We start from the raw sequence: 12,310 nt of genomic DNA on the forward strand, positions 1-12,310 counted from the left end.
ACCTGGTCCGTGTAAGTGCGGACTCCCCAAACCGAGGAGCCTGATTCCGTGGGAGCCATAGGCGATCTGTTCGGATGGATCGCAACACCGCTGTATTACGCCATCTCGGGCATCCTGCTCGTCTGGCAGAAGGCGTTCTCGTACGTCATCCCGTCTGAAGGTTGGCAGTGGGCCCTGGCCATCGTCGGCCTGACCGTGACCATCCGCGCGCTGCTGATCCCGCTGTTCGTGAAGCAGATCAACTCCAGCCGCAACATGCAGCTGCTGCAGCCGAAGGTCAAGGAGCTGCAGAAGAAGTACGGTCACGACCGCGAGAAGCTCGCCAACGAGACGATGAAGCTCTACAAGGACTCGGGCACCAACCCGTTCGCGTCCTGCCTGCCGCTGCTGCTGCAGATGCCGATCTTCTTCGTGCTGTTCCGCATGCTCGAGCACGCCTCGGACGGTGTCGGCAAGGGCTTCCTGAGCGACGAGGCCGCGCACGAGTTCGCGACGTCGACCTGGCTGGGCTCGCTGCTCTCGGACCAGTTCACGACGGCCGACCACATGAGCACGTACTTCCTCACCGGCTTCTTGGTCGTCGCCATGATCGCGACCACCTTCCTGACCCAGCGTCAGCTGATGTCGAAGAACATGCCGGCCGACGCCATGACCGGTCAGTACGCCCAGCAGCAGAAGCTGCTCCTCTACGTGCTGCCCGTCGTGTTCGCCGTCGGTGGTATCGCCTTCCCGGTCGGAACGATCCTCTACTGGACCTCCTCCAACCTGTGGACGATGGGCCAGCAGTTCTACGTGATCCGCAACAACCCCGCACCGGGGACGCCGGCGTTCGACGCCAAGCAGGAGCGCGAGCGGGAGAAGCGCCGTAAGAAGGGTCTGCCCGACGCGGAGATCGACATCGCCGAGGCCAACGAGGCCGCGGCCGAGAAGCGTCCCGCGCAGCGCACCCAGCCCAAGAGCCAGACCAGGAGCCAGCGGAAGAAGGCCGGCACGACCGCCGGTCGCTCCACGACCCAGAAGGACGGGGGAACCAAGTGACGACTCAGGATGTGAGCGAGACCGTGACCGAGCCTGTGGAGGAGGTCAGCGACGAGACGCGCCTCAAGCAGCTCGAGCAGGAAGGTGACATCGCGGCGGACTACCTCGAGGAGCTCCTCGACATCGCCGACCTCGATGGCGACCTCGACATGGACGTCGAGGGCGACCGTGCCGCCGTCTCGATCGTCGGTGGCGACCTGCAGCAGCTGGTCGGCCGTCACGGTGAGGTCCTGGACGCGCTCCAGGAGCTGACCCGGCTCGCGGTCTACCGCGAGACCGGCGAGCGGTCCCGCCTGATGCTCGACGTCGGCGGCTACCGTGCCGACCGTCGCTCGACGCTCATGGCGCTCGCCGAGGAGACCGTCGCGAAGGTCAAGGAGTCGGGTGCCCCGGTCTCGCTCAAGCCGATGTCGCCCTTCGAGCGGAAGGTCGTCCACGACGCCGTCGCCGCTGCTGGGCTGACCTCCGAGTCCTCCGGTGTGGAGCCGCGACGTTACGTGGTCGTCCTGCCTGAGTGACGCTGACACAAAGAGATCGCCCCTCGTGCCGTGTGGCACGAGGGGCGATCTCTTTCTGTTTCACGTGGAACAAGTGGTGGTCTCGACAAGCTCGACCACCCCGGTCGGCTAGGACCAGTAGACGACGACCCGGTCACCGATGCGGATCTGGTCGAAGACCCACGCGATGGACGACTTGTTGCGTACGTTCACGCAGCCGTGGGAGCAGCCGTTGTAGCCGCGGGCGGCGAAGTCGGAGGAGTAGTGGACCGCCTGGCCGCCGTTGAAGAACATCGCGTACGGCATCGGCGTGTGGTAGATCGAGGAGACGTGGTTGCGGCTCTTCCGGTAGACCTTGAACGCGCCCTCGCGGGTCTTGGTGTCGGCGCAACCGAAGCGGGCGTCCATCGCCCGGACGATCTTGCCGGCGCGTACGTAGCGCATCCGGCGGTCGGTCTTGTCGACGCAGAGCACGCGGCCGGTGAGGCAGCGACGGTCGAGGTTGAAGAGCGCCGCGTCGGTCGGCGTGCTCGTCAGCGAGCGGAGCCGATCGAGGGTGCGCTGGTTGACCTTGCCGGTGATGGCCAGACGCTGGTTGCGCTGGAAGACCTTCACGGCGCCGGTCGTCTTCGAACCGTAGTTGCCGGTGACTCGGCCGGTGTAGATCCTCCGCTCCTTGAGGCGCGCCTGGATCTTGCGCACCCCGAGGCCGGTCGACCCCTGCTGGTAGAGGACGGTGTACGCCGTGTGCAGTCCGATCTGCCCGACGGAGGCCGACGGGGCAGTGGCCTGGGCGCTGCTCGGCGCCGCGATCGAGCCCAGGGAGAATCCCAAGGCGAGGATGGTGGTGAGGAAGATCGCCACCGGGGTTCTACGGACGTTCACATCAGCTCCGTGGGTCATGGATGGTGGCCCGGTCGCACGGGCCGCTGGAGTCGCACCCCGAGTGCGACGTTCTACGAGAAAGACGTTCGAGCAGCGTGCGCGGTTGCATCAGATTCGCGAGGCTGCTCGCGGACTTTAGCGCACCCGGCGCCCCGACGACGCCTTTGGGAATGCTTCTGCGGATTCGTTGGGCAGACGTTCGTCCAGGCGTCTTCGGCGAGGTGGTTTCACGTGAAACGCGGGTGGTCGTCGAGCCGCTCGGGATGACTGTGTGCGCGTGCAGATTGTGGTCTCGACAGGCTCGACCACCGGGGCATCGGACACGTGCGGCGGGTGGTCTCGACAGGCTCGACCACCGCCCGGTCATCGAGCCTGTCGAGATGACGTCGCGTACGTCATGCCGGTCATCGAGCTTGTCGAGATGACGTCGCGTACGGCATGCCGGTCATCGAGCTTGTCGAGATGACGTCGCGTACGTCATGCCGGTCATCGAGCTTGTCGAGATGACCCCTGCTGAGGAGTGGGCAAGGGGTGCGGGGTCGTCGATGTGTTGGCCAGGCGCGGGAGCTCACCGAGCTCTCCTCTGATGAGCGCGAGCCGCTTGGCTCGACCCCAGTTCTGGATCTGCTTCTCCCGTATGAACGCATGCTCGACGTTGTCGTACTGCTCGTACCAGACGAGCTCCACCGGGAGGCGATGTCGGGTGTACTCAGAGCCGAGGCCGACTCGGTGCTCAGTCATGCGGCGTTCGAGGTCTGTCGTGCTGCCGACGTAGAGGGTCCGGTCGGCGCAGAGAAGCATGTATGTGTAAGCCATGCCCTCATCATGAGCGGCACCACCGACAGTCCCGGAGGTCGAGCCTGTCGAGACCTCTCTGGTCAGTGTGGTGGTGGTGGTCTCGACAAGCTCGACCACCGGGTCATCGAGCTTGTCGAGATGACGTGGATGTGTGTGGGGTGGTCTCGACAAGCTCGACCACCGCTCGACCACCGGTCATCGAGCTTGTCGAGATGACGCTCGACTCCGGGAGTTCTTGGTTGTGCGTTTCACGTGAAACAGTTTGTGTGTGAGCGAGGAACGTGAGGACTTGGGTGGTCTGGGCGAGGTGGACCCTCGGGCGGAGAAGGTCTTTCCTGCCGATCGGCTGGAGCTCGCCGAGAGGTACGCCGCCTGGCTGGCCGACGCGGGGGTGGTGCGGGGTCTGATCGGGCCGCGGGAGGTTCCGCGGCTGTGGGACCGGCACATCCTCAACTGCGCCGTGCTGGGGGAGGTGATCCCTGAGGGAGTCGCGGTGGCGGATATCGGGTCTGGTGCTGGACTCCCCGGCTTGGTCCTCGCGATCGCCCGCCCGGATCTGCACATCACGCTGATCGAGCCGCTGCTGCGGCGTACGACCTTTCTCGAGGAGGTTGCCGAGGATCTCGGGCTCGAGAACGTGACGGTGCTGCGGGGGAGGGCGGATGCCTTCCACGGCGAGCTCGGGTTCGACGTGGTGACGTCGCGAGCCGTGGCCGGCTTGGGCAAGCTGCTCGACTGGTCGATGCCGTTGGTCGTCCCCACGGGCGCGCTGGTCGCGATGAAGGGGTCGAGCATCGAGACGGAGATCGAGGAGGCCGACGCAGCACTGAAGAAGTGGGGATGCGCGCCGCCGGTGGTCTCCGAGCTCGGTGTAGGCGTTTTGGAGACGACAACTGTCGCGGTTCGGGTGGTTTGGTCGGATCCCGCACGGGTAGATTGGCCGCCGGTCCCGAAGGGCGGCCAAAAGGGGCCCAAGGGCGGGTCTCGAAAGAAGAAGCGCCGCCGCTGAAGGTGGTCGAGCTTGTCGAGACCACGAGATTTCGGGCGTGAGACGTCATCTCGACAAGCTCGATGACCGAACGATGAGGATGAGGAAACATGCCGTACGACGACGAGAGCGCACAGAACGCCGTTTCACGTGAAACCGACGAACCGGTGTCGATCAGGCTCCGTACGGCCGGGGACATCGCGTCCTTCGAGAACGACTTCGACACGGAGGCGACACCGCTGGCAGCTGCCGCCGAGCACACGCTTCTGGCGCGTGGTGCGGCGAGCAACCGGCCGCCGCTGCCACGCCCGGCGAGCACGCGCGTGATCGTCTCCGCCAACCAGAAGGGCGGCGTCGGCAAGACCACCTCGACGGTGAACATCGCCGCGGCGCTGGCGCAGCTCGGTCAGAAGGTTCTGGTCATCGACCTCGATCCGCAGGGCAACGCCTGCACCGCGTTCGACGTCGACCACTTCCAGGGCACCCCGGGGACGTACGAGGTCCTCGTCGAAGGAGCCAGCCTCGAGAACGTCGTCGTGCCTGTCCCGAAGCTCGAAGGCCTCGAACTGGTGCCGGCGACCATCGACCTGGCCGGTGCCGAGGTCGAGCTCGTCGAGGAGGACGGACGTGAGCAGCGCCTGAAGGAGGCGCTGGCCAGGTCGCCCCGCGTGGGCGACGCGGAGGACCGGTGGGACTACGTCCTCATCGACTGCCCGCCGTCGCTGGGCCTGCTCACGGTCAACGCGCTGGTCGCGAGCACCGAGGTGATGATCCCGATCCAGGCGGAGTACTACGCGCTGGAGGGTCTGGGCCAGCTCCTCAAGACCGTCGAGATGGTGCGCGCCGCGCTGAACCCGACGCTCAAGGTCTCCTCGATGCTGATCACGATGTACGACGCCCGCACCCGCCTCGCGTCGCAGGTCGCCGAGGAGGTGCGCGAGCACTTCGGCGACACGGTCATGCGCACGTTCATCCCCCGCGCCGTGCGCGTGTCCGAGGCGCCGTCGTTCGGGCAGACGGTGATGACGTACGACCCCGGCTCGCCGGGTGCGCTGAGCTATCTCGAGGCCGCCAAGGAGCTCGCCAAACAGAGCGAGCACTGAGGTGATCTCGCTTGTCGAGACCGCCATCAGTACGGAACCGACGTGAAGAATCCCGGTGGTCGAGCTTGTCGAGACCACCATCAGCAGCATGGAACTGACATGGGGGACATCCAGATATGAGTAAGCAGCCGCCGAAGCGTGGTCTCGGACGAGGTCTGGGCTCGCTGATCCCGACCGCTCCACCCGCCAGTGGAAACGAGTCGGCGGACAGCGCTGCTGTCCAGCCGGACGTCCGTCATTCGGACCTTCCCGCTGGAGCGACTTCTGGCCCATCCGTGGACCCCAGGTCCACCGACCCGGCGGAAGGCCGCCAGATCGAGAATTCGGATCTGGCCCCCGTCGACGGCGCATATTTCGCCGAGCTGCCGGTCAAGCAGATCCACCCCAACCACGTGCAGCCTCGTCAGGTCTTCGACGAGGAAGCGATGGCCGAACTGGTCCATTCGATCAATGAAATCGGCCTTCTGCAGCCGATCGTCGTCCGGAAAGTGGCGGCAGACTCCTACGAGCTCGTCATGGGTGAGCGCCGGTGGCGCGCCACCCAGCAGGCCGGCCTCGATGTCATCCCGGCGATCGTCCGCGAGACCGACGACACCGACATGCTCCGGGACGCGCTCCTGGAGAACCTCCACCGCTCCCAGCTGAATCCCCTCGAAGAGGCGGCCGCCTACCAGCAGCTGCTCAACGACTTCGAGTGCACGCACGACGAGCTCGCTCAGCGGATCGGTCGATCGCGGCCGCAGATCTCCAACACGATCCGGCTCCTGAAGCTGTCCCCGTCGGTCCAGCGCCGGGTCGCCGCCGGCGTGCTCTCGGCCGGTCACGCCCGAGCGCTGCTCGCCGTCGACGGCGAGGCGCAGCAGGACAAGCTGGCGCAGAAGGTGGTCGCCGAGGGCATCTCCGTACGTGGCCTCGAGGAGATCGTCGCCCTGGGCGATCCTGACGGCGACGCCTTCGCCACGCCGCGCGTGCGGCGAGCCAAGCCGACTGCTCCTGGGCTCAAGGAGATCTCCGACAAGCTCTCGGACCGCTTCGACACCCGGGTCAAGGTCGATCTGGGCCGCTCCAAGGGAAAGATCACCGTCGAGTTCGCCACGCTGGACGACCTGCGCCGCATCGTCGAGCTGATGTCTCCCGCACCCGACGAATCTATTTAGCCATCAAGCGCTAAAGCGCTTTGTCGACAAATAGATTTCTACCCTGGTCATCGAGCGTCGCGCGGTCATCGAGCCTGTCGAGATGACCTTCGCGCCGGAACGGGTGGTCTCGACAAGCTCGACCACCGGGGTTGCCGGTCATCGAGCCTGTCGAGATGACGCTTGTGCCGGGATGGGTGGTCTCGACAGGCTCGACCACCGGGGTTGCCGGTCATCGAGCTTGTCGAGATGACCCTGGCGTCAGGACGGTGGTCTCGACAGGCTCGACCACCGGCGGGTGAGCTACTGCGTGTTCGTCGAGGGGTGCTCGGCGCCGCGGATGGGGAGACCTGGGATCGGGCCGGTGGCACCGAACGTCTCCAGGAGCTCCATCTCGGCCTCGATGACGCCGGCCAGGCGACGTACGCCCTCTCGGATCCGCTCCGGAGTGGGGTAGCAGTAGGAGATCCGCATCGAGGAGGCGCCGAAGCCGTCGGCGAAGAAGCCGGTGCCGGGGACGAACGCGACTCGCGAGGTGACCGCGCGAGGCAGCATGGCCTTGCTGTCGATGCCGGAGGGGAGCGTCAGCCAGACGAAGAAGCCGCCGTCGGGCTTGGTCCAGGTGCAGGCCGCGGGCATGTAGGCCTCGAGCGCGTCGAGCATGGCGTCGCGGCGCTCGCGGTACATCTCCCGCATCTGCTTGATCTGGCCCTGCCAGTCGTGGTTGGAGAGGTAGGCGGAGACGGCCATCTGGTTGAACGGCGGCGGACAGAGCGTCGCGGACTCCTGCGCCAGGACGAGCTTCTCCCGGATCGCGGAGGGAGCCAGCGCCCAGCCGACCCGCAGGCCGGGGGAGAACGTCTTGGAGAAGGAGCCGAGGTAGATGACGCCCGGGTCCTGGGCGCGCATCGCCGGGCGGGGCTCGTCGTCGAAGCCGAGTAGGCCGTACGGGTTGTCCTCGAGGACCAGGATGTCGTGGCGCCGGCAGATCTCGAGGATCTCGGTGCGGCGCTCGGGCGTCATGGTGACGCCGGTCGGGTTCTGGAAGTTCGGGATCGTGTAGAGGAACTTCACCTTGCGGCCCGCGGACTTGGTGGAGACGATCGCCTGCTCGAGCGCGCTCGGGATCAGGCCGTCGGCGTCGACCTCGGCGTGCACGATGTCGCACTGGTAGCCCTTGAAGACACCGAGAGCGCCGACGTACGAAGGAGCCTCACAGATCACCACGTCGCCGGGGTCGCAGAAGACGCGGGTGACCAGGTCGACGGCCTGCTGGGAGCCGACGGTGACGACGACGTCGTCGGGGTGGGCCTCGATGCCCTCCAGGCGCATGACCTCGCAGATCTGCTCGCGCAGGACAGGATCGCCCTGGCCGCCGCCGTACTGCAGGGCGGTCGGGCCCTGGGTCAGGATGAGGTCCTTGATCGAGTCGCCGACCACGTCCAGCGGGAGGCTGGAGATGTTGGGCATGCCGCCTGCGAGCGAGACCACCTCGGGACGGGCTGCCACGGCGAAGAGGGCCCGGACCTCCGAGACCGTCATGCCTGCCGTGCGCGCGGCGTAGCGGTCCGCGTACGGGTCGAGGCGGGATGATGTTGCGCGCTGGGGAAGATCAGTCATGGTGTCACCATCATGAAGGATCGCATACGCTGGTGACAGACCCTTAACCCAGGATCAATGGTGAGACATGGCACGCCGCATCCTGCCCCTGACGCTGGATCTCTTCTCCGAGGTCCCGGCGCCGTGCCGCGCCTGCCTGTTCTGGGAACGTGACCCCGTCGGCCATCGCCGCGTCGACTCCTCGCAGTCGATCGGTGTCAAGGAGGCGTGGATCTCCGAGGTGCTCCGCGAATGGGGATCGTGCGGGCGGGTGGCAGTGGTGGACGGTACGCCGGCAGGGTTCGTGCTCTACGCACCGCCGGTCTTCGTCCCGCGGGTCGCCTCGTTCCCGTCCGGACCGGTCTCCGCCGATGCCGTCCTGATGACCACGGTGTGGATCGACCCGCGTCGCGCTGGCGGCGGGATCGGCCGGATGCTGGTCCAGGGAATGGCCCGTGACCTGGTCCAACGTGGCGAGTTCCGGGCGATCGAGGCCTTCGGTGACGTGGGTCCGATGAGCGGCATCCACGGTCGCCGCTGCGCTGCCCCGGCCGACTTCCTCGGCCGGGTCGGGTTCAAGACCCACCGGGACCACCCCACCGTCCCGCGGATGCGGATGGACCTGAAGCAGACGGTCACCTGGATCGACGACTTCGAGTCCGCCTGGGAGCGGCTGCGGGAGGTCGTACGTCCACGCAGCCACCCGTCGCCCGCCTCCACCGAGCTGCACCGCGACGGCGAGTGAATGTTTCCCGTGAAACGGTGGTGATCGCCGGTGGTCGAGCCTGTCGAGACCACGACCCGCCCCGGTGGTCGAGCCTGTCGAGACCACCAAGCCTCCGCCACAACCGCAGTCTCACCCACCGCTTGTGCCAACTCGGCCGACGCAAGTGCCAACTCGGCCGACGTAACTGACGTCTCGGCTAAATGAACGTTGGCGCGCCACTGTGACAGCGGCGCGCCAACGTGTGTGACAGCTGGTGTCAGCCGATGAACTCCTGCAGCTCCTTGAGGAGCGCAGCCTTCGGCTTGGCGCCGACGATCGACTTCACGACCTCGCCGCCCTGGTAGACGTTGATGGTCGGGATGCCGGTCACGCGGTAGGTGGAGGGGGTGACCGGGTTCTCGTCGACGTTCATCTTGGTGAAGGTGACCTTGTCACCGTGCTCGCCGGCGAGCTCCTCGAGGATCGGGGAGACCTGACGGCACGGGCCGCACCACTCGGCCCAGAAGTCGACCAGGACGGGCTTGTCGGACTTGAGGACGGTCGAGTCGAACTCGGCGTCGGTCACGGCGGTCATGTTGTCAGCCACGATGGGTTCCTTCTCGGTAGGGACGTGTTTGGGGAGGTCTGTGGTCAGAACGCTGGGTCTGCGTCGAGCATTCCCGCGCACCCGGTCATCGAGCTTGTCGAGATGACGACCAGGGTAGACGCGAGGCTCAGGCCGAGACGGCAGCCGCCTCGGCGTGGGCCTGGTGGGCGAGGAACTTCTCCGCGTCGAGCGCGGCCTGGCAGCCGGTGCCGGCAGCGGTGATCGCCTGACGGTAGACGTGATCGACCAGGTCACCGGCGGCGAAGACGCCCTCGATGTTGGTGGCCGTGGTGCCGTCCTTGGTGAGGACGTAGCCGTCGTCATCGAGGTCGACCTGGCCGGTGAGCAGCTCGGACCGCGGGATGTGACCGATCGCGATGAACAGGCCGGCGCACTCGAGGTCGCGCAGCTCACCGGTCTTGGTGTCCTTGACGGTGATGCTCTCCACGGAGAGCTCGCCGTTGATGGACTCGACCACGGAGTTCCAGGCGATCTCCAGCTTCGGGTCGGCGAAGGCACGCTCCTGCATGATCTTGGAGGCGCGCAGCTCGTCACGGCGTACGAGCAGGGTGACCGAGGAGCCGAAGCGGGTCAGGAAGAGGGCCTCCTCCAGAGCGGAGTCACCGCCGCCGACGACCACGATGGGCTTCTGGCGGAAGAAGAAGCCGTCGCAGGTGGCACACCAGGAGACGCCCTTGCCGGAGAGCTCGTCCTCGCGGGGCAGGCCGAGCTTCTTGTAGCCCGAGCCGGTCGCGAGGATGACGGACTTCGCGTAGTGGGTGTCGGTCGCGGTCTTGATGACCTTCACCGGGCCGGTCAGGTCCATCTCGACCACGTCGTCGGGCTCGAGCTCGGCACCGAAGCGCTCGGCCTGGGCACGCATCTCGTCCATCAGCGCGGGACCCATGATGCCGTCACGGAAACCGGGGAAGTTCTCCACCTCGGTGGTGTTCATCAGGGCGCCGCCGGCGGTCACCGACCCCTCGAAGACGAGAGGCTGCAGTCCGGCGCGGGCACTGTAGACCGCTGCGGTGTAGCCCGACGGGCCGGAGCCCACGACGATCACGTTGCGGGGGTCGGTCGGGGACGACGGGGTCGGCATCTTGAGGCTCCTCAGGTGTGGCTGGCGAACTGCACAACAGATCGTAGGCCACGTACATTCCAGGGCCCTGAACGCCGAGAGATCCGGCTCGGGTCAGGAGACGGAGGTGCCGAGGACCTGGACTTCCTTGACCTCCGCGCGGTAGCCGCCGTCGACCTGGGGAAGACCAGTCATCCACACGAGTACATAGCTGCCCTCGGGGGCGCCGTCGACCTTGATCTCACCCTCGGTGCCGACGCTGCCCTTCGCGGCGGGGGCGCCGCTCGGGTCGTCGCTCCACGGTGAGTCGCCGACGAAGATCTCGATGTCGGTGGGCTCGCCGATCATGTTGAACTTCAGGGAGTCGATGGCGTACTCGCCCTTGAGATTGAGGACCAGGCCGATGCCGGGCTTGAGAGAGCGGGGACTGTCACCGATCTGGTCGTTGTAGCGGGACGTACGCCACGCCAGCCCGTTCACGTCGCCGTCGACCACCAGGTCGACGAGGTCAGGCGTCTCGGTGGGCGGGTCGCCGTGGGGGTCGAGGTCCTTGGCGGTGATGCCCTTGATGGGGGTCGGCTTGGCCTCAGTTGTGGTGTCGCCGCCGTTGTTGCCCGTGCCGGGGTTCTCGGCGGTCGTGTTCGGGTCGTCGCCGATGATGTTCCACGCGATCGAGCCGGCGATGAGGACCAGCACCACGAGGGCGACGCCCATCGCGATGCGGAGCCAGCTGGCGCCGGGCTTCTGGTTGTAGTCCGGCTCTTCGGCGATCGGTACGTTGGCGCCGGTCCACGGGCCCTGCCAGCCGTTGTAGGAGGCATCCGGGGCCACCGGTCGCCGCGCGGCGGCCGGAGGAGCCTGCTGCGGGCGCTGCGGCGGCACGTGGCCCGGGGTCTCGTCGGCGAACAGCGGCTTCGACGGGGTCGGGTCCTGCATCGGCGGCGGGGCGGACGGACGCTGGCGCTGCGGGCGTACGGCATCGGGGGCCACGCCGATCGCGTTCGACGCCGCCTGCGCCTCGGCCGGCTCGAGCTCGGTCGGCGCGGCCATCGCCTGGGTCTCCTCGTTGACTGCCGAGGGCCGGTTGAGCGGAGCGGTCGGCTCCCCGGAGAAGCCGGCGAGCGCGGAGTGCAGCTCGGCCGCGGTCAGCGGCGGCATGTCGGCGCCGCTGCCCAGCACCCGGTCGCACAGGTCGTCGAGGGGCCGGGGCACACCGGCGCGTACCTGCCGGGGACGGAGCACACGGCCGTGGTCGCGGGGCGCGGGCGGCATCGAGGACAGGGTCTCGCCGGCCCACTTGCCGGTCAGCGCGGCGTAGAGGACGCCGACGGCGTCGACCCGGTCGCGCCGCTGGGAGTCACGGGTGTCGGGGTCGATCCCGTGCAGCGCGGCGTCGACACCGAAGCCGATGACGCGCACCGCGCCGAGGTCGTCGAGCAGCACGGCCTCGGGGTTGAGCCGGCCGTGGGCGTGGCCCTGGTCGTGGGCCAGGACCAGCAGGTCGGCGACCTCGGAGGCGATCCAGGCGGCCTGCTGCGGGGGCAGCGGGCCACCGGCGGCCAGTGCGTTCTCCAGCGATGCGCCCTCGCCCCACTCGTTGACGACGTACGCCACCTGGTCGGTCTGGGCGGCGTCGAGGACGCGCAGCATCCGGGGGTCACCGACGGCAGCGGAGTTGCGGGCCGCCGCCATCAGGCGCGGCGCGCGCTCGTCGTGGGCGTCGAGGACGTGCACGGCAACCGGGCGGCCGAGCACCGCGTCCTGGGCGCGCCAGAAGCGTCCCTCGCGGGACTCGCTCAGCAGATCCGTCAGCTGGTATCTGCCGGCGAGGACGTCGCCTGATTGCGTGAACTCCATATCGGACCCATTCTT

The 12,310-nt window shown here is 67.4% G+C and carries 12 protein-coding genes; 6 read left to right on the forward strand and 6 right to left on the reverse strand.

Translation table 11 applies throughout. From position 1 onward, the window contains the following. The first annotated feature begins 48 nt into the window (after positions 1–48). Positions 49–1,038 carry a membrane protein insertase YidC gene (gene yidC, locus ACW14X_RS14545; RefSeq protein WP_160026111.1) on the forward strand — a complete coding sequence of 330 codons (990 nt, stop codon included), beginning with the start codon at positions 49–51 and terminating at the stop codon, positions 1,036–1,038. A 23-nt stretch (positions 1,039–1,061) separates the two neighbouring features. After that, complete coding sequence (locus ACW14X_RS14550; RefSeq protein WP_201451176.1) at positions 1,062–1,556, forward strand: Jag family protein; 495 nt, start codon at positions 1,062–1,064, stop codon at positions 1,554–1,556. A gap of 108 nt (positions 1,557–1,664) precedes the next feature. Here ACW14X_RS14550 and ACW14X_RS14555 read toward each other — a convergent pair whose 3' ends face one another. Continuing rightward, the gene (locus ACW14X_RS14555; protein ID WP_457162457.1) at positions 1,665–2,420 is read right to left on the reverse strand and encodes a L,D-transpeptidase family protein; all 756 of its coding nucleotides are present in this window, start codon (positions 2,418–2,420) and stop codon (positions 1,665–1,667) included. 486 nt (positions 2,421–2,906) lie between these two features. Then, complete coding sequence (locus tag ACW14X_RS14560; protein ID WP_457162458.1) at positions 2,907–3,335, reverse strand: GIY-YIG nuclease family protein; 429 nt, start codon at positions 3,333–3,335, stop codon at positions 2,907–2,909. 151 nt (positions 3,336–3,486) lie between these two features. On the opposite strand from ACW14X_RS14560, the gene rsmG reads away from it, so the two are divergent. The 3 genes from rsmG to ACW14X_RS14575 all read left to right on the forward strand — a co-directional run bounded on the left by rsmG (position 3,487) and on the right by ACW14X_RS14575 (position 6,466). Further along, positions 3,487–4,227 carry a 16S rRNA (guanine(527)-N(7))-methyltransferase RsmG gene (rsmG, locus tag ACW14X_RS14565; RefSeq protein ID WP_457162459.1) on the forward strand — a complete coding sequence of 247 codons (741 nt, stop codon included), beginning with the start codon at positions 3,487–3,489 and terminating at the stop codon, positions 4,225–4,227. 89 nt (positions 4,228–4,316) lie between these two features. Further along, a complete protein-coding gene (locus ACW14X_RS14570; protein ID WP_350837720.1) occupies positions 4,317–5,309 on the forward strand; it encodes a ParA family protein in 993 nt (330 codons plus the stop codon). Positions 5,310–5,425: 116 nt separating this feature from the next. Then, complete coding sequence (locus ACW14X_RS14575) at positions 5,426–6,466, forward strand: ParB/RepB/Spo0J family partition protein (protein WP_457162460.1); 1,041 nt, start codon at positions 5,426–5,428, stop codon at positions 6,464–6,466. A 282-nt stretch (positions 6,467–6,748) separates the two neighbouring features. Here the strand turns inward: ACW14X_RS14575 and ACW14X_RS14580 are convergent, their stop codons facing one another. Then, positions 6,749–8,065 (reverse strand): aminotransferase-like domain-containing protein, encoded by a 1,317-nt coding sequence (locus tag ACW14X_RS14580; RefSeq protein ID WP_160026114.1) that lies wholly within the window; start codon positions 8,063–8,065, stop codon positions 6,749–6,751. Positions 8,066–8,132: 67 nt separating this feature from the next. On the opposite strand from ACW14X_RS14580, the gene ACW14X_RS14585 reads away from it, so the two are divergent. Beyond that, positions 8,133–8,789, forward strand: coding sequence for a GNAT family N-acetyltransferase (locus ACW14X_RS14585; RefSeq protein WP_160026115.1), 657 nt, complete (start codon positions 8,133–8,135; stop codon positions 8,787–8,789). A gap of 238 nt (positions 8,790–9,027) precedes the next feature. Here the strand turns inward: ACW14X_RS14585 and trxA are convergent, their stop codons facing one another. From trxA to ACW14X_RS14600, 3 genes are all read right to left on the reverse strand, one after another. After that, positions 9,028–9,357: a thioredoxin gene (gene trxA / locus ACW14X_RS14590; protein WP_091044069.1), complete on the reverse strand. Its 330-nt coding sequence runs from the start codon at positions 9,355–9,357 to the stop codon at positions 9,028–9,030. Between the two features lie 127 nt (positions 9,358–9,484). Continuing rightward, positions 9,485–10,459 carry a thioredoxin-disulfide reductase gene (trxB, locus tag ACW14X_RS14595; RefSeq protein WP_160026116.1) on the reverse strand — a complete coding sequence of 325 codons (975 nt, stop codon included), beginning with the start codon at positions 10,457–10,459 and terminating at the stop codon, positions 9,485–9,487. Positions 10,460–10,552: 93 nt separating this feature from the next. After that, positions 10,553–12,295, reverse strand: coding sequence for a protein kinase family protein (locus ACW14X_RS14600; protein WP_457162461.1), 1,743 nt, complete (start codon positions 12,293–12,295; stop codon positions 10,553–10,555). Between the last annotated feature and the right edge of the window lie 15 nt (positions 12,296–12,310).

This window comes from Nocardioides sp. YJ-D4, from assembly GCF_054031495.1.

What these genes read in the sequence shown, in the direction of transcription:
- ACW14X_RS14570 (WP_350837720.1), top strand. Translation starts at nt 4,317, where the DNA reads ATGCCGTACGACGACGAGAGCGCACAGAACGCCGTTTCACGTGAAACC.
- ACW14X_RS14575 (WP_457162460.1), top strand. Translation starts at nt 5,426, where the DNA reads ATGAGTAAGCAGCCGCCGAAGCGTGGTCTCGGACGAGGTCTGGGCTCG.
- ACW14X_RS14580 (WP_160026114.1), bottom strand. Translation starts at nt 8,065, where the DNA reads ATGACTGATCTTCCCCAGCGCGCAACATCATCCCGCCTCGACCCGTAC.
- ACW14X_RS14585 (WP_160026115.1), top strand. Translation starts at nt 8,133, where the DNA reads ATGGCACGCCGCATCCTGCCCCTGACGCTGGATCTCTTCTCCGAGGTC.
- trxB (WP_160026116.1), bottom strand. Translation starts at nt 10,459, where the DNA reads ATGCCGACCCCGTCGTCCCCGACCGACCCCCGCAACGTGATCGTCGTG.
- ACW14X_RS14600 (WP_457162461.1), bottom strand. Translation starts at nt 12,295, where the DNA reads ATGGAGTTCACGCAATCAGGCGACGTCCTCGCCGGCAGATACCAGCTG.